The 23,898-nt window shown below is 39.8% G+C and carries 16 protein-coding genes and 1 pseudogene; 13 read left to right on the forward strand and 4 right to left on the reverse strand.

Features of this window, described 5'->3' with window-relative positions:
• The first annotated feature begins 4 nt into the window (after positions 1 to 4).
• From LPB86_RS04465 to LPB86_RS04475, 3 genes are read left to right on the forward strand one after another with little or no spacing between them, the layout of a single operon-like run.
• Positions 5 to 1,510 (forward strand): glycoside hydrolase family 28 protein, encoded by a 1,506-nt coding sequence (locus LPB86_RS04465; protein ID WP_230641362.1) that lies wholly within the window; start codon positions 5 to 7, stop codon positions 1,508 to 1,510.
• Between the two features lie 17 nt (positions 1,511 to 1,527).
• Entirely contained in the window at positions 1,528 to 2,238 is a 711-nt protein-coding gene (locus LPB86_RS04470) for a hypothetical protein (protein ID WP_230641364.1), read from the forward strand.
• A gap of 16 nt (positions 2,239 to 2,254) precedes the next feature.
• Positions 2,255 to 2,941 (forward strand): SGNH/GDSL hydrolase family protein, encoded by a 687-nt coding sequence (locus LPB86_RS04475; protein WP_230641366.1) that lies wholly within the window; start codon positions 2,255 to 2,257, stop codon positions 2,939 to 2,941.
• 56 nt (positions 2,942 to 2,997) lie between these two features.
• On the opposite strand, the gene LPB86_RS04480 is transcribed toward LPB86_RS04475, so the two are convergent.
• Entirely contained in the window at positions 2,998 to 3,594 is a 597-nt protein-coding gene (locus LPB86_RS04480) for an RNA polymerase sigma factor (protein WP_230641368.1), read from the reverse strand.
• A gap of 188 nt (positions 3,595 to 3,782) precedes the next feature.
• On the opposite strand from LPB86_RS04480, the gene LPB86_RS04485 reads away from it, so the two are divergent.
• The 8 genes and pseudogenes from LPB86_RS04485 to LPB86_RS04520 all read left to right on the forward strand — a co-directional run bounded on the left by LPB86_RS04485 (position 3,783) and on the right by LPB86_RS04520 (position 17,397).
• Entirely contained in the window at positions 3,783 to 4,985 is a 1,203-nt protein-coding gene (locus tag LPB86_RS04485; RefSeq protein ID WP_230641370.1) for a FecR family protein, read from the forward strand.
• Between the two features lie 199 nt (positions 4,986 to 5,184).
• A complete protein-coding gene (locus tag LPB86_RS04490; protein WP_230641372.1) occupies positions 5,185 to 8,616 on the forward strand; it encodes a TonB-dependent receptor in 3,432 nt (1,143 codons plus the stop codon).
• Between the two features lie 14 nt (positions 8,617 to 8,630).
• Positions 8,631 to 10,139 (forward strand): RagB/SusD family nutrient uptake outer membrane protein, encoded by a 1,509-nt coding sequence (locus tag LPB86_RS04495; RefSeq protein WP_230641374.1) that lies wholly within the window; start codon positions 8,631 to 8,633, stop codon positions 10,137 to 10,139.
• A gap of 51 nt (positions 10,140 to 10,190) precedes the next feature.
• Positions 10,191 to 12,180, forward strand: a pseudogene (locus tag LPB86_RS04500) (glycoside hydrolase family 97 protein).
• A 1-nt stretch (position 12,181) separates the two neighbouring features.
• Positions 12,182 to 15,271 (forward strand): alpha-L-rhamnosidase C-terminal domain-containing protein, encoded by a 3,090-nt coding sequence (locus tag LPB86_RS04505; RefSeq protein WP_230641378.1) that lies wholly within the window; start codon positions 12,182 to 12,184, stop codon positions 15,269 to 15,271.
• A gap of 129 nt (positions 15,272 to 15,400) precedes the next feature.
• A complete protein-coding gene (locus LPB86_RS04510) occupies positions 15,401 to 16,006 on the forward strand; it encodes an ORF6N domain-containing protein (protein ID WP_230641379.1) in 606 nt (201 codons plus the stop codon).
• 9 nt (positions 16,007 to 16,015) lie between these two features.
• A complete protein-coding gene (locus LPB86_RS04515) occupies positions 16,016 to 16,558 on the forward strand; it encodes a DinB family protein (protein ID WP_230641382.1) in 543 nt (180 codons plus the stop codon).
• Between the two features lie 68 nt (positions 16,559 to 16,626).
• The gene (locus LPB86_RS04520; RefSeq protein ID WP_230641384.1) at positions 16,627 to 17,397 is read left to right on the forward strand and encodes a hypothetical protein; all 771 of its coding nucleotides are present in this window, start codon (positions 16,627 to 16,629) and stop codon (positions 17,395 to 17,397) included.
• Positions 17,398 to 17,616: 219 nt separating this feature from the next.
• On the opposite strand, the gene LPB86_RS04525 is transcribed toward LPB86_RS04520, so the two are convergent.
• The 3 genes from LPB86_RS04525 to LPB86_RS04535 form a co-directional block, all read right to left on the reverse strand.
• Positions 17,617 to 18,324, reverse strand: coding sequence for a hypothetical protein (locus tag LPB86_RS04525; protein WP_230641386.1), 708 nt, complete (start codon positions 18,322 to 18,324; stop codon positions 17,617 to 17,619).
• A gap of 124 nt (positions 18,325 to 18,448) precedes the next feature.
• Entirely contained in the window at positions 18,449 to 18,826 is a 378-nt protein-coding gene (locus tag LPB86_RS04530) for a VOC family protein (protein WP_230641390.1), read from the reverse strand.
• A gap of 56 nt (positions 18,827 to 18,882) precedes the next feature.
• Positions 18,883 to 19,884 carry an AraC family transcriptional regulator gene (locus LPB86_RS04535; protein WP_230641392.1) on the reverse strand — a complete coding sequence of 334 codons (1,002 nt, stop codon included), beginning with the start codon at positions 19,882 to 19,884 and terminating at the stop codon, positions 18,883 to 18,885.
• A gap of 78 nt (positions 19,885 to 19,962) precedes the next feature.
• Between LPB86_RS04535 and LPB86_RS04540 the strand changes: the two genes are divergently transcribed.
• Together LPB86_RS04540 and LPB86_RS04545 are read left to right on the forward strand one after the other, a co-directional pair.
• Entirely contained in the window at positions 19,963 to 22,419 is a 2,457-nt protein-coding gene (locus LPB86_RS04540; RefSeq protein WP_230641400.1) for a carboxypeptidase-like regulatory domain-containing protein, read from the forward strand.
• Between the two features lie 36 nt (positions 22,420 to 22,455).
• Positions 22,456 to 23,817, forward strand: a complete 1,362-nt coding sequence (locus tag LPB86_RS04545; protein ID WP_230641403.1) for a hypothetical protein — start codon at positions 22,456 to 22,458, stop codon at positions 23,815 to 23,817.
• Positions 23,818 to 23,898 lie beyond the last annotated feature (81 nt).

Raw genomic sequence — 23,898 nt, forward strand, 5'->3', positions numbered from 1 at the left:
CGAGATGAAACAACCTACCAGAACCTGTCTCATTGTGTTTTTGCTGCTGGCCAGCACCGTAAATACATGGGCCCAGCAATACCTTATTACTGAGCATGGCGCAAAACCCGGCAATACAGATAATACATCCGCCATCCAAAAAGCAATCGATAGAGCAACTGTGGAAGGAGGAACTGTAATTGTTCCGGCAGGACTTTTTATGACGGGTACTATACAGCTAAAAAATAACGTCACCTTACAATTAAATAAAAATGCGGTATTAAAAGGTATAGCCAGTAAAGCAGTTTACCCCTCCATTCCAATTAAATATAAATTGCATACCAGTGCAGGCCAGTCTGGCCGTGCGTTAATTTTTGCATCTCAGGCAGAAAACATTAGCATTACCGGCGAAGGTACCATAGATGGCAATGGCGAAGATCCCCTTTTTGATTCCAAAGACAATGTAAACACCATGCGCCCTTATGGCCTGTTAATAGAAAGTTGTAAAAACGTAACCATCAGTGGTGTCAAAATGCAACACAGTGCCATGTGGATGCAACGGTATGTAAACTGCGATTTTTTGCGCATTACTGGAGTAACCGTATTTAACCATGCCAATTTAAATAACGATGGAATGGACATTGACGATTGTCATAACGTAATCGTTGCCAACTGTATCATTGATGCGGATGATGATGCATTATGTTTTAAATCAGAAGGTGATCGCGGCGTAAAGAATGTGGTCGTTACCAATTGTATTTTAGCTACCCATGCCAGCGCATTTAAATTTGGTACCGGTAGCACGGGCGGATTTGAGTCCGTACAGTTCTCAAATACCGTAATTCGCCAATCACTGGCAACCAATATGAAACATCCATTTAAGCAGAAATCTGGCCTTACCGGAATAGATTTGGCCAGTACAGATGGCGCAGTAATAAAAGATGTAAACATCTCTAACATCAGTATAGATAGCTTAGAAAACCCCATCTTCATTAAGCTGGGGAATCGTTTACGCAAAACATCAGTAACAGCAAATGGAAAAGCAGGCTCCATTCAAGGCATCCATTTTAGCCAGATCACCATAAAAAATTCTGGAATTTCTCCAACAACAATCACAGGCTTTCCAGCCAATTACATCCACGACATCAATTTCAGGGATATTTTCATAGAACATAAAGGAGGCGGGGCAGCAAAAGATACATCACTCGTTGTGCCCGAAAATTCGAATCATTACCCCGGTACAAGAATGTTCGAAAGAAAATTACCAGCAACAGGTTTTTACATCAGACATGTCAAAAACATCAGTTTTAACAATGTGCAGATTAAACTGACCGGTAATGACCTGCGCCCAGTCATGGTCTGTGATGATGTAGAAGAAATGGCTTTAAACGGTTTGAAAAATAAAACATTAAACCCATTAAAATACGCCATTGTCTTAAAAGATTCAAAGGATATCATCATTTCTTCGGCTTCAAATATAGAAGGGGGAGTACAACAACTAAATTCAAAATCAGTTACCATCAATAAATAATTTAACCAGATATAATCATGAAAAAAATCATTATCACACTTTTTTGCCTTGCCCTATATACCCAAATCAAAGCACAGGTATTTGTACAAGACTTTAACCAATCTACCGTACTTAAAGACTACGTAAAGAAAAAGTCTCCAGGTGCCCATCAGTTTAATATTGCAGAAGCCGATGGTGAGGGGAAGGTTAATATTGTGAACGGGAAACTTAGATTAAGTAAAATTGGACCAGGTGGCCGCCCATACCTGGTTAGAAATACTCCCTTGGCTATTCCTTCACAATTTCTTTCCTTTACATTTAAAATAGACATATCCGCCGAGGGAGATGCTACCGCATTTTTAGCATTAGGCAGCGGATTTAGTTATGATGCTTTACCAGATAGCGTTTCAAAAAATACAGTTAGGTTATTGTTTAAACTGTTGCCCAAAGGGTTCATCATCCGCAATACCAATCAGGCACAAGATGGACCCAATAAGTACACGGGCGAGCAGGAAATTCAATGGTTTGTGAACAGGTCAGGAAAAACACAGACTTATACCGCCCCAGATGGATCTGAGCAGACTGTAGCCGCAGACCGATGGGATCTTTGGGTGGGCAAGACCAAAGAGTTTGATGAAGCAGGATTTACCAATACCAAACAGCCAATTACAGATTTTAAATTCAGCTTTCTGTCTTCCCAGGGCCAGATCCTGTTAGATGATTTAAGTGTAAAGGATTTAGGAAAATAAATAACTCATCACCAAAATGAAGAAATTACAAGCATACGCATTGCTTTTTGCCCTGTTCATTTCAGTTTCCGCCTTTCAGGATGGAAAGCCCTTAAAGTTATTTATTTTGGGAGATAGCATCTCCTTACAATATGGGGTTTATCTGGAAAAATACCTCAAAGGAATATATACCATTGATAGAAAGGGATCGCAGGAAAAAGCACTGCAAAACCTGGATTTGCCCATTGATGCAAATGGCGGGAATTCAAAAATGGTATTAGATTACCTGCTAACCAGGGAAAAAGACCCTAATTTTCAGCCTGATGTATTGTTGTTAAATTGCGGAATGCATGACATCAAGCGAAACCCAGTTACAAAAGAAATCGCTATCGATTCAATAAACTACCGTCAAAATCTGGAAGCAATATATAAACTGCTCTCCAAAAAGAAAATTCCTGTAGTTTGGGTAAGGAGTACAGGAGTAATAGATGCCATACATGCCGCCAAGAGCAAAGCATTTGACCGCTATGAAAAAGATGTAGACCAATACAATGCAATAGCCGATCAGGTATTCAAAAAACATAAAGTTCCCATCATTGATCTATATAGCTTTACCCTAAAACTAGGTGATGACAGGTATGCAGATCATGCCCATTTTATCCCAGGGGTAATTGATGCACAAGCAGTATACATAGCAGATTTTTTAAAGAAATTTAAAAAGTGATAGTATCCGTAGACGAATCCTGTCAAAACACAATTGATAGGATTCGTCTATATTCTTTAGCTGTTAACGATCAGATATAACATTAATAAATCAAAGGTGGCGCCCGAAAGTCTGGTTTTAAGAATTGAAATTCCCCTCATTTTCTGGTTATAAACCGTACTCACCTTAATATTCAGCTCGTCTGCTATTTCCTGGGGCTTCATTTCCTCTTCGTACAACATCTTAATGATTTTGCCGCACTGCTCAGGTAGGTTATTAATTTCAGTTCTTATCTCATTTAAAACCTCCGTGTAAATAATATCCCTGATGACAGGTTCTTCCATATCCTCAGTCATCTCAAACAACTCCGTTTCCTTTTTCAATTTGCGCCGCTCCTTGTCAATAAAATTCATAGAAGCATTTCGAGTGCTGATATAAAGAAAAGCCTTAATGGAGATCAAAGATTTAAAATCCTCATTTTTCTCCCATACCTTATATAAAGTGTCCTGTACAATTTCTTCCGCAGCGGCATTATTGGCAATTAACCTGTTGCAAAAAAAGCACAGGGCAGGGTAGAATTGCTTAAAAATATAACTAAAAGCTTGTTGGTTGCCGCTTTTTAATTGCGACAATAAATAGGCCTCATTTTCGTATCCCGATGGTTCATCATTCATAGCTAAAACAGTCAATTAGCATGGTGTTTATATTTGGTATGCCTAAATTAAGAAAAAAAGATCTTGTAGCCAAACCATTTGTTACTTGATCTTTAGTAGAAAAAAAAGATGAAAATAAATTTTTAAATCCTTTAGAGATTCAGTAGCAGTATTCTGTTTCTATGCTAAACGTAACCCAAATATAAATCATGGCTCAAAAAAATAAATTTGACCCATTCCATGTCACTAAGCTTGTGATCAAGATGATCAACGGTGAATTAACTGTTGCGGAACAAGCAGAACTGAATGAATGGCTCAGCGCAAATCCAAAGAATAATACCCTTTTGGAGAAACTACTCGACAAGAATTTGTGGAGCAAAGAGATTGCGGACATGAATGCTTATGATACCGAGACTGCTCTTCACCAAATGCTTCAGAAAATAAATTATGAACATAAAGATGATCGTCCCCGAAGTAAACTATGGCCATATCTTTCAAAAATGGCTGCTGCAGCAGCAGTGCTTATCGCAATCGGCTCCGTTTTTTACTTTCTGAATCCTAAAGCCGCAGATCCTCAAAAATTGCAGGTCAGGCAGCAGGTTAAATTTCCCATAAAAAGTAACCAGATCATGCTTACCCTTTCAGATGGTAGTCAGGTTAATTTGGAATCTGTAAGCAAAGGTACCTCCATCCGTCAGGGAAGTGCAGTAGTTACCGAAAAAAATAAGACTTTAACTTATCATGTTGCCCCAAGTGCATCCAATAAAGTTTCAAATATAGCCTACAATATACTCACAGTACCAATGGGTAAAAAATATCAGGTTACATTGCCCGATGGTACTGAAGTATGGCTCAACTCAAATTCCTCCTTAAAATACCCTGTTATTTTTGAGGCTAAAGAGCGACTGGTCGAGCTCAGCGGAGAAGGTTATTTTCAGGTCGCCCACCAGGCTAAACAACCATTTAAGGTAAAATCAAAAGACCAGGTTGTAGAAGTGTTAGGTACACATTTCAATATAGAAGCCTATCCAGAAGATGAAAAAACGAGCACCACCCTGGTGCAGGGATCCGTAAAAGTAGATAAAGGAAATGTGTCGGCTAAAATCAGACCAGGTCAAACTGCAGTCAATATACCCTCCAAACCGCTTCGTATAGAGCCAGCCAACATAAATGAAGCGTTAGCATGGAAAGACGGTCTGTTTAGCTTTAGCGACGATAGGATAGAAGATATTATGCGCAAAGTTGGCAGAAGATACAATGTAGAAGTCGAGTTTCAGGGCGATGTAAAAGATAAGAGGTTCTGGGGGGTCTTCCCTCAGGATAAAGGTTTGGAAAACTTGCTTAAAAACTTAGAACAAACAAATACAATCCACTTTAAAGTCGATGGAAGGAGGATCATTGTTATGCCATAAAATTGTGCAATAACACTGTCTAAATCAAGTCAGAGGATGTTGAAGCCATCCCCTGACTCCCGGCCTTTAAAAACCGGATTAGGCAGATTTATACCAGTTAACGAACTAATTTTTATTTAAACCTAACGAACAAATGTATAAAATATTTACTTCAATATATGGAGGTGATAGGTCCTGTGTTGTATTTAAGATTCTGCTAATGATGAAGATTACATTCATTTTGCTAACGGCGCTGGTGGTTCATGTACATGCATCCAGCATGGCCCAAACTGTTAGTATAAAAGCAGAAAACCTTCCTTTAAAAGAATTTGTAATTAGATTGCAAAAGGCAACTGGCTACAATTTTATCTGCAATTCAGAACTGCTGAATGCCGCTAAACCAATTACCATTGCTGTAAAAAATGCGAGTATGGAGTCTGTCTTTAAGCAATGTTTCACCAATAATGGACTTGCCTATACCATCAATGAAGGTGAAAGAACAGTAGTGCTTAGTAAATTACCCGCAGTAAAAAGAGATCGTATCGCCGATCCTGTAAAAGGTAACGTTGTGGATGAAAAAGGTTTGGGCTTGCCCGGCGTTACCGTCACTGTTAAAGGCACAAAAACGGTGGTTATTACCAATAATTCGGGTTTCTTTTCCATTAATGTGCCTAATAATCAAGCTGCGCTTGTTTTCTCTCTCGTTGGCTATGATAGTCAGGAAGTAAAAGTAAACGGACAACCTCTTAAAGTTACCCTCATAGAAAGTAATAAGAGGCTTTCAGAAGTACTGGTTATAGGTTATGGAACACAAAAACGTTCAGACCTCACTGCTCCTATATCTTCATTAAATGCCAAGTCAATAGAAGAGCGTGGTTTAACAAGGGTAGATCAGGCATTAGTAGGCCAATTAGCGGGTGTAAATGTAAAACAGACTACAGGTCTTCCAGGAAAAGGATTTAGCATCCAGGTTAGAGGATCCGGATCAATTACCGCCAATACGGAACCTTTGTACGTGCTGGACGGATTCCCGTTAGGGCAGTCCATGGCCGATGTATCTGGTGGTTTCTCAGGTGGCAATGCGCTGGATAATATTAATCCAGATGATATAGAATCTATAGAAGTCTTAAAAGATGCAGCTGCAGCTGCAATTTACGGTTCCAGGGGCTCTAATGGCGTGGTAATGATTACTACAAAACGAGGACAGGTTGGTAGGGCTAAAATCCAGTTCTCCAGCTCTTTTGGTCTTAGTGATGTAAATCGGAAATTAGACATGCTGAATGCTGAGGAATGGATAGATAGAGCAACAGAGATGATTAATACCGCATATGTGAATACCTATAAATCCAAAGGTGCATTAGCAAGTGATGATGAAGCTAAAAGGATTGCTAACATTGGAGGCAGAAATGTAAACTATATGTTAGATCGCCGATGGGCCCTTCCCGGCCACCCCGGATTACAATTTATTGATTGGCAGGACGAGATCTTTAGAACAGGACTGGGCCGCAATCACCAGGTATCTGCAAGTGGAGGTACAAATAATGTAAATTATTTTGTGTCCGTAAACAACATAGACCAGGAGGGCGTAGTGTTGGCTACAAGGAGCAACCTGTTTTCGGCAAGAACGAATGTAGAAGTAAACCTTAACCAGAAATTAAAGGTGGGTGTAAATTTGTCGCCAAGTTACTCAATTTCGCAAGATCCCGGTGTAGAGGGTAAAGACGTTATCTTTCACCAGGCTTTGAGTATGCCACCAGTACAGGAAGATACTGTAGGTTTAAATGCCAATGCCTTTAAAAATGCCGCTTATAATTATGCGCAAACATTAACCAGTCCTGTTGCAAAAGCATTAAACCAGGTTGGGCAAACTAAGCGATATAGAACCATCGCTTCCGTATATGGCATCTACAATATTTTAAAAAACTTTACTTTTAAAACTTCGGTCAATATAGATAATTCTCAAAGTGACATTAACAGATATACACCTTATACCGTAGCGGGCTTATTAAGTGTGCGTAATTCTCAAACTACCCTTAATACCACTGGCTCAAATTTAACGCTCAATTACCAGTCATTCGTTAATGAGAATACCTTAAATTACTCGACAGTAATTCATAAAGACCACAATCTGAATTTCTTGCTTGGGCAATCTTATAACAACTTTTACAGTGACAATACAACAGTGTCGTCAGTTGGCGGTTATACCAGCAGTACCATACAAACCTTAAATTACGCGGCGGGGGTAAGGCTCCAAACCGGAGTGTCAAAAAGCATTTTGCTTTCCTATTTTACAAGAGCACAATACAGCTTTAAAGGCAAGTATTTACTTAGTGCCAGTATCCGCACCGATGGCTCATCCAAGTTTGGTAGAAATAATAAATACGGGGTATTTCCCGCAGTTTCTGCAGGCTGGCGTCTGTCTGATGAGCAGTTCATAAAAAAACTTAATATCGTAAGTGACCTTAAGCTCCGGGCATCGTTAGGCGTAACGGGCAACAATACAATTGGAGACTTCGGCTCGATATCTACTACTGGAATTTATAATTATGTATTTGGCTCAACGCAGGCCTTAGCAGGAGGACAGGCACCTAACAGGGTGGCAAATCCAGATCTGCGCTGGGAAAAATCGGCCACAAAAGGTATAGGCCTTGACTTTGGTTTTTTTAAAAACCGACTCACCGGCTCATTTGACTACTACAATCGTTTAACAACAGATTTGTTGCTAAATGTTCCTACACTCGCTGCAACAGGTTTTCAAACTTATTTAGGAAATGCCGGATCGGTTAGAAATAAAGGCTATGAACTGGAACTTTCTACCCGAAACCTTACCGGTAAATTTAAATGGACCACCAATTTTCAGGGTAGCTTTACGGCAAACAAAGTGGTGGCATTAGCAGATGGTCAATCACAAATCCTGCTGCCTTCTGTTTATACAGATATTCCCAATACCATCTTAAAAGTAGGGGAGCCGCTCAATAGCATCTTCATTGTAAAGCAAATAGGGATGCTAACTCAGGAAGATATGAATAACAAAGTGGCCGTTTATGGCACACAGACTGTAGGCGATCCAAAATATGAAGATTTTGATGGAAATGGAGTCATCAATGCCAATGACAGGCAAATTATGGGACATCCCAATCCCGATTTCACCTGGGGTATTACAAATACCTTTAGCTTTAAAGGATTTGATCTTAAAGTATTGGTACAGGGTCAGAATGGAGGATCTATTTACTCCCTTCTGGGTAGGGCAATTTCTAAAACAGGCATAGGTTATGGCTTTAATATGAGTGGAGATTACCGCAACAGATGGCGTTCTCCCGAAGATCCGGGAGATGGGGTTAGAAGTAAGGCTTTTTCCAACTTTGGTCATATTGTAAACTCTGACTGGCTGTATTCATCAGATTATTTCAGGGTCAGAAGCATTACCCTGGGTTATAATTTAAAGCAGTTGGTAAATCTTAAAAATATCTCTACAGCCCGCCTGTTCTTTTCGGCCGAAAATTATTTTGGTCGTGATAAATATTATGGAGGTGCAAATCCTGAATCAGCCAATACCGATGTGAGTGGAAATGGAAATTATCCTCAATCTGGAGATTATGGCGGTTTACCACTACCTAAAACGTTAACGTTTGGTCTAAATGTTTCATTTTAAAAAACTATAAAAATATGAAAAAGATATTTTTACCAATTCTATTGCTCAGCGTATTCTGCTCTTGTAAAAAGCAATTGACTATAACCCCAATTTCAACAGGTACAACAGAAACATTTTACCAGACCCAGGAAGATTTTATTCAGGCCTCAAATGCGGTCTATAATGAATTAAGAACATACCCAGATCGCTTAATGAACCTTTCGGAGACGCGATCAGATAATTTATATGCCATATCTGTTCTCGGAACGCAATTGTATGATCCCATTAATGCGTTCAGAATAGATGTGGTCAGTAGTATATATGTAAGTAATGCCTGGAATGAAAATTTTAACGGAATTTTTAGGGCAAATACACTTTTACAGCAACTTGATCTAAGAGGAGAGGTGATTTCATCTGCGCTGTTAAGAGACAGGTTGAGGGCTGAAGCACGCTTTTTAAGGGCTTTCTTTTACTTTGATCTGGTTCGTTATTTCGGTAAGGTTCCTGTTGTTACCTCTATCATTAGTCCGCTGGAAGCTACAAACGTTCCACGAAGCCCGGTAAGCGATGTGTATAAGGTAATTATAGAAGATCTGCAGTTTGCAATTTTAAATTTACCCCCCAGCTATGCCACTACTAATGTGGGCCGGGCCACAAAATATGCTGCGGAAAGCTTGCTGGCATTGGTTTACATGACCAGATCTGGCCCAACTTACGGCATTGATGGTCCCGGTTTAGGATTAAATGAATGGGCGTTGGCTTTACCTTTGCTTAATGATGTCATCGGAAGCGGGCTTTTTGAGCCCAATACCAACTATGCAAATATATTCTCTTATACCAATCAAAGTCCGGCGGCAAATAAAGAAGCCATATTCGATGTCATGTATCTTTCAGGACTGAATCCTATTCTGGGCGCCTCCTTCGTGTCGCTGCCTGTTCCGGATGGCTATTTTACCGGTGTACTTGGAAAAGCTGCACAATACGGGGGTAGTGGCCGGCCAACATCCAACAGCCTCTACAACTCTCATGAAAGTACAGACTTAAGGCGCTCATTAAATTATGTGCTGTTTATGTCCCCCTTGGGTGTTCCCGGTAACCGTCCTTTCTTAAAAAAGTATATGGACATTACAAGGGTACCCACAGTATCCCCTGCCGATTGGGGTATTAATTTCATCGCCATTAGATACACCGATGTGTTGATGCTGAAAGCAGAGTGTATTTTACAAGGAGCACCAGGAACCCAGAAACAGGTAGATGACATTGTAAACATTGTTAGGTTAAGGGTAAATGCTTCTTCAATGACCAATGTTACCTTGCAACAGCTATATGCGGAAAGAAGACGTGAATTCTCTGGCGAGGGAAGCCGCTGGTTTGACTTGCAACGTAGCGGCACATTAATCACAACCATGAACGATTGGATTACAGCTGATGATGAATTGGATCAAATTAGACCTGTAGTAGCCAACTGGATCCTCTATCCGGTACCGCAAGTACAAATGGATATTAAACCAGGCTTATATGTTCAAAATTTAGGATATAACTAAGGAAATAATTGCTCATAAGGCCGGCGAAAGCCGGCCTTTTAAAACTTTAATATGAAATATAGGTCATTTAAAGCCTTATTAATAAGTTCTTTAATCTTAATTTTTCCCGTCTATCAGGCAATAGCTCAAAAAGTAAAAAGCTTTGCCCTTGCCTCTCCCGATGCTAAAATTAATATAAAAGTTAAGGTAGGGCAAAACATTACCTGGTCTGTTAATCATGGCAGTACAGTATTAATCAGCCCTTCCGAAATTAATGTCCGGCTTCAAACAGCTGAAGTTTTGGGGCATAATGCAAGTGTGGTCAGTGCCAAAACAGAAGCCTCAAATTCGGTAATTACAACTACATTCTATAAAAAGAACAAGGTTGAAAATCAATACAAACAATTAACCCTGAAATTAAAAGGTGGTTATGGCTTGGTATTTCGGGCCTACAATGATGGTGTTGCTTACCGGTTTTTCACAAGCCGCAAAGACTCTCTAACCATTACATCAGAATTGTCTGCTTTCAATTTTCCCGGAGATCAGCAAGCATTTATCCCGTATGTGCTGTCTTCCAAAAATGATCCTTATGAGCACTCTTATGAAAATATGTACCGCAACATTCCCATTTCTGCAATGGCGAAAGATTCTTTGGCCTATTTGCCATTGATGATTAGCTATCAGGGAGGGATAAAGGCGGTGATTACCGAAGCCAATTTAGAAGACTATCCGGGCATGTACCTCAAAAATAATGGTACCAACCTGCTTTCAGATTTTTCAACTTTTCCTCTTCTCACCAGACATGGCGGCTACAACATGACACAGGAAAAGGTGACCAAGCGGGGAGATTTTATTGCTAAAACTTCAGGAACACGCTTTTTCCCCTGGCGTTTAATGGCCGTAAGTACTGCCGACCATCAATTATTAAATAACGACCTTGTTTTTAAACTGGCAGATTCATCGCGCATTGCAAATACAAGCTGGATTAAACCCGGTAAGGTGGCCTGGGATTGGTGGAACGACTGGAACATCAGCGGCGTTGATTTTAAAGCCGGAATTAACACGGAGACCTACAAACATTATATTGATTTCGCTGCCGAAAAACACATTGAATATGTATTGCTGGATGAAGGCTGGGCAGAAAAAGGAGACATTATGAAAATTGTTCCCGAAATTAACCTGCAGGAGATTATCGCTTATGGTAACAAAAAGAACGTAGGCATCTGGCTTTGGGCCGGAATGTACCCCATTAATGAAAAGATGGATGAAGCTTTTGAGGCATATGCGAAGATGGGTGTAAAAGGTTTTAAAATTGATTTCATCAACCGTGACGATCAGCCTATGATGCAATTTTATTATAGGGCGGCAAAAAAAGCAGCAGCACATCAGCTGATGATTGATTTTCACGGATCCTGTAAACCTACCGGCCTGATGCGCACTTATCCAAATGTGCTGAACTACGAAGGTGTATATGGTTTAGAAATGGTAAAATTCCCGACAAAGATGAATTTTCCCGAGCTGGCAGTAACCATACCTTTTATCAGGATGTTGGCTGGTGCGTTAGATTATACCCCGGGGGCAATGCGCAACGCAGTGCAAAAAGATTTTTTTCCTTCCTACAGCACGCCCATGAGCCAGGGCACCCGGTGCCAGCAGTTGGCTATGTATGTTGTTTTTGAAGCACCATTTGAAATGCTGGCCGATAACCCCACCAGTTACCGAAGGGAAGCTGAATGCACCGACTTCATCACTGCTATACCCACTACTTTTGATGAAACGATAGCACTTGATGGAAGCGTGGGCAACTATGCAGCCCTTGCCCGAAGAAAGGGAAACAGTTGGTATGCTGGTGCTTTAAACAACTGGACGGCGCGTGATATGACCATTGACCTGTCTTTTTTAGGAGAAGGAAATTTTGAAGCCGAAATTTTTAAAGAGGGTAAATGCAGACCATGCAGCAATCGATTACAAAAAAGAAATACTGCAGGTTACCCAAAGTCAAAAAATTAAAGTTCATTTAGCGCCCGGTGGGGGCTGGGCAGCAAAATTCAGAAAGAAATAACATGAAAAACCAGTATAGCATAAGGCTGCGGCTACCAAAAACTTGTTTCAGGTTATTGATGCTTTTTGCGTTTACGCTTGTATGGACTACAGCAGCCATTGCCCAGGAAATTCCAGTAAATGAAGCTTTGCTTAAGCAAAAATGGACGGCACAATGGGTTACTTGCCCAAATGTGCCACAGCGGGCATACGGTGTCTACCATTTCAGGAAACAAATCCAGTTAGCTACTAAGCCTGCAAAATTCATCGTACACCTCAGTGCAGATAACAGGTACCGCTTTTTTGTCAATGGAAAACCCGTATGTTATGGGCCGGCAAGAGGTGATCTATACAATTGGTACTATGAAACAATTGATCTGGCGCCCTTTCTAAAAGAGGGGGGCAATACGCTCGCAGCATTGGTTTGGAACATGGGCGAACACGCTAGCGTTTCGCAGATCTCCAATCAAACCGCATTTGTTGTACAGGGAGATGGCGTTGCCGAGCAATTGATCAATACCAATAATACCTGGAAAGTTTATGCCAATAAAGCGTATAGCCCATGTTCAATGGATAATGGACAGCGCCTAAAAACATATATGGTCATAGGCCCTGGCGATCATGTGAAGGCTAAAGATTATCCCTGGAATTGGGAACAGTCATACTTTGATGATGCCACATGGCTAAAAGCGGAGAAAGTTGCTTTCCCTGAACCCCTGGGTTTTGGAACAGATAACCGCTGGACAATGGTGCCAAGAAATATCCCCTTGATGCAGGAAACCATGCAGCGTTTTGCAAGGGTTAGACGTGCCAATGGAATTACAGTTGACGATATTTTTTTAGAGGGTAAAAAATCATTAACCATCCCGGCCAATAAAAAGATCAGTATATTGATTGATCAGTCGGTAAATACATTAGCATATCCAGAGCTTCTGGTAAGCGGAGGTAAGGGAGCTAAAATTACCTTAACGTATGCCGAAGCGCTATTTAAAAATGGTTTAAAAGGAGATCGCAACGAAATTGAAGGCAAGGAAATCATCGGGAACTTTGATATTTTCGAACCTGATGGCCTCTCCAAAAGATTGTTCAGGCCATTATGGCAGCGTACCTACCGATATGTGCAGTTAGAAATCACCACAAAGGCTCAAGCCTTGATCATAAACGACTTTTATGGTATGTATACCGGCTATCCTTTTGTCGAAAAAGCTTCCTTTACAAGCAATGATGCCTCATTAAAAGAAATCTGGGATGTAGGCTGGAGAACCGCACGTTTATGTGCAGGAGAGACCTATTACGATTGTCCTTATTATGAACAATTACAATATGTAGGAGACACCAGAATTCAGGCTTTAATTTCTTTATGTGTAAGTGGGGATGACCGGTTGATGCGAAAAGCCATTAATGATTTTTACAATTCAAGGGTGCCCGAAGGACTTACGCAGGGAAGGTACCCGAGTAACCGTCTGCAGGTTATTCCACCATTTTCATTGTATTGGGTTTCCATGTTGCATGATTTTATGATGCACCGTAAGGATGATCAGTTTTTAAAGCGATACATTATTGCCGTTGATGGGATCTTAAATTGGTACAAAGAACGAATAGATGCGGGAAAAGGAATGCTTGGACCAATGAATTGGTGGAACTTTACAGACTGGAGTAATGGCTTTTCTGATATGGGTGTACCTTCAGGGGCTACAAACGGGAACTCAGCCATTATTACTTTACAATATGTGTATACCTTAAAACAGGCTGCAGAATTGTATCAGCACTTTGGCTTGGAGGATAAAGCCGCAGCTTGTATAAAGTCAGCAGATCAGCTTAATGCCGGTACCAGAAACAATTGCTTTAGTGTATCTAAAGGCCTGTTTAGCGATACGCCAGAAAAAAAATCATTCAGCCAGCATGTCAACATCATGGCGGTACTGGCAGGTGCAGTTTCAAATTCTGAAGCCGGGGAAGTGATGGTTAAAGTGCTTAAAGATGAGGGCCTTGCAAAAGCCACTTTCTATTATCGCTTTTACTTAACCCAAGCGCTAAAAACTGCTAACCTGGGCAAGCTATATTACAGTGAGTTAACACCCTGGCGGGATATGCTCAAGGCAGGATTAACCACCTTTGCTGAAAGCCCGGATCCCAGTCGCTCAGATTGCCATGCCTGGAGTGCAAGCCCCAATTATGATTTCCTGGCTACCATATGTGGAATAACTCCGTCATCACCAGGATTCGAAACCGTTCTCATCAAACCTGAACCTGGAGAATTGTTAAATGTTACCGGAAGAATGCCGTCCCCAAAAGGAGAAATCAAGGTCTCTATCCAACGTGACGACGAAAAAAGCGCGAAGTTCGTTGTTGATTTGCCTAAAGGTTTAACTGGCGTGTTGATATGGATAGGAAAGCAGATAAATCTTACAGAAGGTAACAATAGTTTTGATTTTCACGTCCAGTCCGGTTTCAATTCTTCAGAGCAAAAGGAACTGCCTAAAAGGGTATTAATTTTAGGAAACAGTATGACTATTCATGGTCCAAAAGCCGAAATAGGCTGGTACGGCAATTGGGGAATGGCCGCATCTGCGCAGGATAAAGATTTTGTGCACCTGATTACGCATCGGTTGCAGAAAGTTGGCGAAGACATACATTTGGATTTTAAGAATATTGCGGATTATGAACGAAATTATTGGAATTATAATCTATCCGCATTAGATAGCCTGTTAAATTTAAAGCCCAATCTGGTGGTGTTGCGGATCAGTGAAAATATAGATCCGCTAAAGGTTGAGGAGAATAATTTCGTATACCATTATGGTAAGTTGATAGATTACATCAGGGCTAAGAGCCCAAAGGCCATCATTTTAAATGCCGCATCATTTTGGGATAGGCCCGCGGTAACCAAAGCAATTGCTGCTGTCAGCGATTTAAAAGGTGCTGAATTTCTCAACCTGAGTAAATTGTCAGAAGAACCTAAAAATATGGCGCTTGGCCAATTCAAAAATAAAGGTGTCGCCATGCATCCCTCAGATCAGGGAATGCTCGCTATTTCAGATGCGATATGGAATAAAATGCTGAAGATTTATCACGGACTGGGTAAAAAGTATAATATCATACCTGAAAAGAGATAAAACTATAAATGCTATAATTAACTTTTTAGAATTAATGTGTTTGGCTTAAATAAAAATTAAACTGTATTTAAATGTTTTTGGTATTTTAGCTGCTAACTCGGATGCTACTATTTTTATTAAACATATAATATGGGTGAAGAAACTCAATTGCTGATTATCCCTGACGAGATCATAATGAAGCAGATTTATTATCTCCGCGGCCATAAAGTAATGTTGGATGCCGATCTTGCTGCGCTTTATGAAGTGGAAACTAAGCAGCTTAAGAGACAAGTTAAGCGCAATATAGATCGTTTTCCAGAAGACTTTATGTTTGAGTTGAGTCCTGATGAATATCAGTTTTCAAGGAGCCAAATTGGCACCTTGAAACAGGGGCGCAATATCAAATATGCACCTATGGTTTTTACGGAGCAGGGGGTTGCTATGCTCTCTAGTATCCTGAATAGTAAAAGAGCTATCCAGATGAATATTCAAATTATTCGCATTTTTACACATGTGCGCCAGATGTTGGCAGATAATACAGACTTGCGCTTAGAAGTAGAAAGAATTAAAGCAAGCTTGAGAATCAGGATAAGAATATGGAAATCGTATTTCGATACCTGGACGAACTTTTGGAAAAGAAAGAGCAACCAAATCCACCGAGAAAAAGAATCGGTTTCAAACCGGATGATCTTTCATGAAAAAGCTTCTCCTTTTCTGGTATACGAATTTATCTACTTCGCACTTGAAAAATCTTAGCTTTAAAACATGGAAAACACTACAGACTTAAACCACCTTAAATTCCCGATAGGGCCATTTTTTAAAAAGGATGAATACAGTTCAAATGAACTGAAAGTACTTATAGAAGAGATTGAGCGTGCGCCGGTCGCCTATAAAAGGCTTTCTGAATTCTTTACTGAAGATAATTTATCGAAAACATATCGGCCAGGAGGATGGAATGTAAAACAGCTAATTCATCATGTGGCGGATATACAAATGCTCCATTTTTTCCGAATGAAAAGGGCAATCACTGAGGCTGATTATACTGAAGTCACACTGGTTGATATAGATGGTTGGGCCAATACAAAGGACGGACTGAATGCCCCTGTTGAAGATTCATTGCTCATGCTGGAAGGCATCACCAAAAGATATATTTATCTCATCAGGTCTTTATCAGAACGAGAACTGGCGTTATCTTACTATCATCCAGTAAGAGCGTTTGACATCAATCAAAAGCAGGCTATAGCCATGTCGGCATGGCACCTTAGCCATCATTTGGCGCACGTTAAACTGGCATTAAATCATATTTAAACATCAATTTCCACTATTATTATGGAATAATTAACCATGTTGCATCATCACAGTATAACTTAAAAACGATGAAAACCATAGTAAGAACGATGTTTGCGATACTGATGCTGATATTGGAAGCGGTTACTGTATCTGCACAAAAAACTAACCTTGTTGATCATAATTGCCAAAGCACCATCAGTCGTTCCATAAGTGAAGCAGGTGAAAATGGAGAAATTCCGCATATCCGTACTAAAAAAAGTGAATTCAACATCATCACCGGACCGGAACTAAAACCGCTAAACTTTATATCATTCTCAGAAAAGTACTATAGATCACAAGTTCAAAAAGTCGATACTAGTATATTTGCCCTTACTATCCCGTACTGGAAAAAATTATCCCCTGCGCAAAAGCAAGTTGAAATAGAAACACAGCGAATCAACAATGCAGACCGTGCTGATGCCGCCCATAAAAACAATAATATAAAACACCAGCTAATTTATATGGTCAACAATACCAGTCAGGAAATTGCATTGCAAATGCAGGATCATAGTTTTATAGGTGTTTTAGAAGCCCGTATCGGCAAAAATAACTGGCGCTCCGTTCAGTACCTCCACTTTAGCTGGTGCGGTAACAGTTATATCTTAAAAAAGATACCAGCTGGTAGTAAAGCCTATTTTATCACACCTATGCTCACAGGCAATTATAAAACTACGCTCCGTTATAAAATTCTAGGTAAAGACAAGTTTTATTACAGTAACGAGTTCCAGGGCAATATCAGCTATTGCGATTTGTATGACACCAAATATTCGCCCAAAGAAAAGCTGGAGGCCTTCGCAAAATACCATATCTACGAATAAGTACCTAAAGAAGCGAAAATAAAAATCTTTTACTCCATTCACCCGTTTTGGGTTTCTGTCCGCCTTAGTTTAGGGTATGGGATCGTCTGACGAAAACAAGATACTTTCCGCTTATACTTGCAAATCCTACGATTATCGGCAAAATCCAAATCATAGTCATATCCTCCGGGCACTTTAATCCATTTAGCAACATGTTAATCTGTACTAAATAACACAAAATCATCGTTTAATCAGCTTTTTAATTGCGGCCAGATGAGCAAAAAGTACTAAAGGAACGATAAAGCCAGGGAGCCAGCTGAATGGGAAGTTGAGGATAGCAACATTGGGTTGCTCATGTGCAAATTGCTGGAAAGGTGATGGCGCTGAAAGAATTGCATTTACTACAATGTTAATCAACAGGCCAAGACAAATGAAGTTCCAGGCTAAAAGGGGAACTTTACCCATCTTACTTTTCCCAATCCCAAAAAATCCGACTAAAGGGGCAGTCAGGCCAGCCAGTATATCAAGGTTACGCCCCTCAAATGTCATGAGTTCAGGAACTGCCCCGTTTAAAAACAAGCCATAAAGTACCAGTTCTACTGGAATCCTTATCAGATGCACGTAACTGAGCATTTGCATGGACAGTCGTTCAATAAACAACTTGCCGCTGCGTGTTGAAAATATCATAATGATTGCCAAGATTGCAGGAGCAATGCCGAAGAGTACAATTTTTGGTGGTATGGCAGCTGGAAAGTCTCTATATAAACCAGTGTAGCTTAATACTGCTTGAATGGTCAGCCAAATTATGATGGTACTAACAATTCGGATTTTTACTTGATTGTCGATTGGTTTTGAAGCCGTGTTGATCAATAACAAAACCAATACCACAGACAGCGCAGTAGTGAGTATGAAAACGATGGTGAGATATACAGGTAGGTTTTGTAGCATGGTTTAAAGCTACTAATTCCGCTTTAACTAATCACATGTAAATTTTCTGTATTTTCAAAAATGATTCATGCAGGAGCGCATTAAAAACCAAGGCTATAGGCACACAAATATTCCAGCGACGGTTCTAATCATTAGCTTCAAATAGCTCAATCTTATTGCCTTCTAGATCAAGGATGTGAACAAACTTCCCGTAATCATAGGTTTCTACATTATCCAGTACAGTTACCCCTTCTTTTTTAAGTTCTTCCACAAGAGCGTCAATGTTTTCTACTGTGTAATTGATCATAAAGTCCTTTGAAGAAGGCTCAAAATAGGTTGTGTGTTCTGCAAATGGACTCCATAGCGTATAGCCTCCTTTTGCAGTCTCCGGTTTCGGTTGCCAGTCAAACTTTGTCCCATAGGCATTTGTATCAAAACCGAGATGCTTTTTATACCATGCTCTCATTTTTTCAGGATCCATACACTTGAAGAAAATCCCGCCAATTCCTGTTACTTTTTTCATCGTTTAGCAAGCTATTTATAAGGCTAAAATAATTATTTCGATTGAATATAAAGAGGTTAAAGGCCAAAAATAAGCTCCAGATTTTCAAAAAGCGCGCTAAAATGTTCAATAAATATCAATAAAGATAATTTGGTTGATTTAATTTTATTCGGCAGGTAGCCATAATACTTTTTAAAGGCATTAGTGAAATGCGTAGCATATTTATAACCCATTTTTGTAGCCAGTTCAGAGATCGTGATGTTCTCTTCAATCAGCATCGTTCTGGACCGTTCCATTTTATGTTGGTTTAGGTAGCCATAAACCGTGTTGCCAAAGGCTATTTTAAAGTCGCGCTTTAAATTAAACTCATTGGTGCCAACAAGATGTGCAAGCGCTTTCAGTGACAATTGTTCCCCGGTATGCGAAAGCAGGATTTCCCGGACTTGCTGCATTCGCTCCATTTCCTCCCTGCCTAATAATGAGGGCACTTCATTATACTGAAGTTGCTCAAATTGCGCTATTTGTAAAGCAAGGAGTTCAATTACTTTAGATTCAAGAATCAATTGTTCGCAAAAACCACCATTTGCAGAAGCACCAAGCCGCTGCAAAATAGCACTAATCTCGGGTGTAAGGTGAAGGTTTTTGGCAGAGAGCATAAAGGAGGACTTAGCGAGTTGTTTTTCGTCTAAGGGTGTCCATATAGGATGCGCAGCGGGCAAATACCGTTGAAGAAATGAACGGTTCAAATTGATGCAAATAATTTCATCATCGGGCTCACTTAAAATCATCCGGGTAGATTTAGGCAAGATGCAACAAAGGTTGTGTTGCTGACTTTCAATTTGCCCATAATTGAAGGAACCACCCCTTTCAATAAACTTAATTTTCCCCTTTAACACGAAAATCATTTGGAAGTTAGCAAAGGACTGATCGGCGGGATAATCAAGATTTACTTCAACCATATTTCTGTCTTCAATGTTTATAGAACGACTGATTGCCATAGCTTTATGAAGAGAGAATACATTCTCCATTTCTTCTTGAATTTCTCCCGATTGCGTTAATTGTTCTCCCGATTGCGTCATTATGTGCTTATATCTTTGCGCAAAGTTATTGCTATTAAGATCAATTCTAAGGCAAGATACTAAAAAGTTACAAAGTGTATGCATAAAACTCTACTCTTAATTTTATTGTCCTTCATTACAATTTCCGTTAAAGCCCAAACAGGAACCCTTTCGGGAAAGGTAACTGATGAACATGGGAAACCGGTTTCTGGTGCTAGTGTCTTGCTGAAAGAACTTAGCAGAGGTACCATGACGGATGATAATGGGAAATACGAGCTGAAGTCGTTGCAGCCTGGTGAGTATACACTTGTGGTGAGTTCTATAGAAACCCAGCAAAAAAATGTAAAGGTCAAAATAGAAAGAGTTGCCAGAGTAATGAACATTAGTGTAAAAAATTCTGATGATAAAGCGCTGGATCAGGTAACTATAGCAGGTAAAACAGTCAAAAAGCAAATGGAAACTTCCGGCTTTGCGGTCGCTGTTATAGAAACAAAAGAGGCCTCATTAAGGAATCTAACGACCAACGAATTACTGGATAGAACGGTAGGCGTGCGTGTGAGACAGAATGGCGGGGTAGGGTCGAACGTAGACTATAATTTAAATGGGATGTCTGGTAGTACTGTAGGCATCTTTATCGATGGGATAGAAGCCTCAACTTATGGTTCATCTTTTAACCTCAATAACATCCCTCCGGCGATGATTGAGCGAATTGAAGTTTATAAAGGCGTATTGCCATCCCATTTAAGCGGAGATTACGTCGGAGGAGCTATCAACGTAGTTTTAAAAAAAGATGCCTCCCACAATAACGTGACAGTGGCCATGTCTTATGGGTCTTTTAATACCTATAATGCCGATGCCAGTCTAATTATGAGGGATAAAAAAACCGGGTTATCATTTAGAGGATCGGGATTCTATACCTATTCTGACAACAGCTATGAAATGTGGGGCAAATTTTCCAAGTATACGGATAGGAATGGGAAATTAATCCGGGATTTTAAAGCAAGAAGATTTAATGATACTTTTAAATCCATCGGAGGGCGTTTCGAGTTAGGATTTACCGATGTAAAATGGGCAGACCAGTTTTTTATAGGTTATAATGTCTCAGATGCCTATAAGGAAATACCGCATGGTACCACAACTGCATTGCCTTATGTAGGACGTTTTACAGAATACCAGGCTCAAGTAGTGGGCTTAAACTACAGCAAAAAAAACCTATTTGTTGATGGTTTAGCTTTAAATATTAATGCCGTAAGGAGTAACCGTGATACTTATGTGCAGGATACAGTCACCACTCAATATAATTGGGATGGTAATCCTATAATTCTACATACCGATTATATGATTGAAAATGGTAATCCTCCAATTGTTCTAAAGTATCCCAGGAATGCTGCTCAACAAGGAGCTCCAGAAATAACCCAAGTGAACAGAAAAATAACAAACTCGCGCGCAAATTTATCCTATACCATTGTTTCAGGTCATAGAGTTTCTCTGGATCATAAATTTGAAATGTTGGATAGAGATGATACAAACCTGTTATTACCAGTAAATAAAGATTTTATGATTTTATCGCAGATCATAAAAAATATTGTGACTGCCAATTACGAATCACAAATTTTTGGAGATAAACTGCGTAGTAACGCCTTCATAAAGTATACAGCAAATACCACCAATCAAATTGATCCAGAGCCTGTTATTAAGACAGATGGTTCTTATACCATTAATCCAGTAACAAATCGAACTTTTAATGATAATATTGGTTACGGAGCTACCATATCTTACAATATAAAACCGAAACTTTTTCTGATTGCCTCTATGAATAACGGATACGTTATGCCTACAGAAGAGCAAATGTTCGGAAGCCCAGAGTCCAATACTTTGCGCAATTTAAGCCTGAAGCCTGAACATAGTATCAATTATAATATTGGTTTCAGATGGGGAAGCTTGGAGTTTAATAAACATAAGCTCTCATTTTATAGTAACATATTTTGGCGAAATAGATACGATAGAATTACCCGGCAAACAGTTGATAGTATTCAGACAGACAGCGATTTAGATATAAGAGCAACTGCCTTTGTTAATATTGATGAGCAGTCCAGGGGGCTAGAAGCAGAGGTTATCTATGTATTTAACAACAAGTTGAACGCCGTATTTAACTTTTCGAAGTTTAATGCACTATATAAGCGCAAATATGATGGGAATGGCAAACCTGATGAACGGCATAATTTACAAATACCCAACGAGCCTTTTTTTACCATCAATGCCAATTTACAGTATCGTTTTGATAATATCTTGCAAAAGAAATCTATCACTAACCTTTATTATAGTGGCGGATATGTTGGTGCGTATGATATTGCCTGGCATCCTTCCGAAGGAAGCCTTACGCCAGCTCAATTTGCGCATGATTTGGGAGTTAGCCATCGTTTTCCGTCGGGCAGGTTAATCGCCAGTCTTGATGCAAAGAATGTATTCAACTCAGCCCTGTACGATAATTTTGGTGTGCAAAAACCTGGAAGAGGAGTTTATTTTAAACTGAATTATACCATAGGCAAATTTTAAATAGCAAATAATTAATAACCAATAAGAATATAAAATATGAAAAAAGGACAATTGTTAAGAGCTGCAGTTTTTGCTGCGGTGATTGCATCCATTACACTAGGGGGCTGTAGCAAAGATAATGAGCCAACAACAGAAGAACCTCAGAACGATACACGATGGATCACCCTTACTGCAGCATTAAAACAAACAGCTGATGGCGATGGTAATGGTGGAACGTTAGCCTATGCTATTAGTCATGATCAGGCCATTAACCCAGCATATGAGTTAGATATTTTTCCGGTTGGCAAGGGATTGAAACTTGAATCTCCCCGTACATCTCGTGTACAAGCATCAGCAGATGGAAAATATTTATATGACATCCAATATACAGGTGCTGATGGGGGTATTTTTCAAAAGTTCAGAGTTGATGGAGAAGGCAAATATGTTAGGGTAGGTAATGAAGTGAACACCGCCATTATTTTAGGTACGTCACCTCGTTGGGTTAAATCTGCAGAAGGTGTGGGTATTGGTGTAAGTATTGCCACAGAGACGGCATACACCGGAACATTTCCGGCAGTAACTTTTGGGTCTATTAAATCTACTGCAGCTGTAGCATCCCTTAATCTTGATAATCCAAGTATTTTAAACACAGCTTCATTTGATGTTCCTTTTACCCCAGAGCAACTGGCGCAAGGTTATTCAATCACGCGTATCGATGTGCCGATCATTAACCAGGCGAAGAACAAAGTATACATTGGTGGAAGTATCTCAAAAGTCAATCCAGCAGGTACGCCTACTCAAAATACTACTTCTGGAGTTGTATCATGGCCCAGTGATGCTGCGAATATTGCAGGTACTGTTACTATAGTACTTGACTATCCAACATTAAAAAACCCAAAAGTAATCTGGTCTACTCAAAGTAAATACGGTAATAACGGATACAGGACTATGGTTCAACATATTGGCGATGATGGCCATGTATACCAGGCTACTGGTGTAAATACTACTGGTTATCCGCACATTCTTCGTATTGATAAAAACACGAATGATTATGACAATACCTACTTGTTCAACTTATCTCAGGCTTTGGGTGTAAATGGCATTGCGGGGATTAAGGCATGGAGATACCTTGGAAACAACAAAGGTTTTGTGATGTATGACATTGATAAAACAGGAGGATACCTCGCTCTAATTGATTTGAATACTAAAACAGCAACTAAAATCCCAACGGAATATGAAGCAAGACTGAATTTTGACCAGCACCAAAGCATTGCTGTTCAGGGAGATTTCGTGTATGTTCCTTTAACTCCGGTAAGTGAAGCAGGAAATGTATTTGTGTACAACTGGAAAACTGGTGTACTTACCAAAGGTGCTAAATTAGCAAACGGCACAGGACATCGTTTTATCGGAGCTTACTAATCACTTTAAATAACTCTCCATTAAAGAGGTGCAGGTTATAAACCCGCACCTCTTTTTGATTAAACAAATGGCTGTTTTGCC

Source organism: Pedobacter sp. MC2016-14, assembly GCF_020991475.1.
Taxonomy (GTDB): domain Bacteria; phylum Bacteroidota; class Bacteroidia; order Sphingobacteriales; family Sphingobacteriaceae; genus Pedobacter.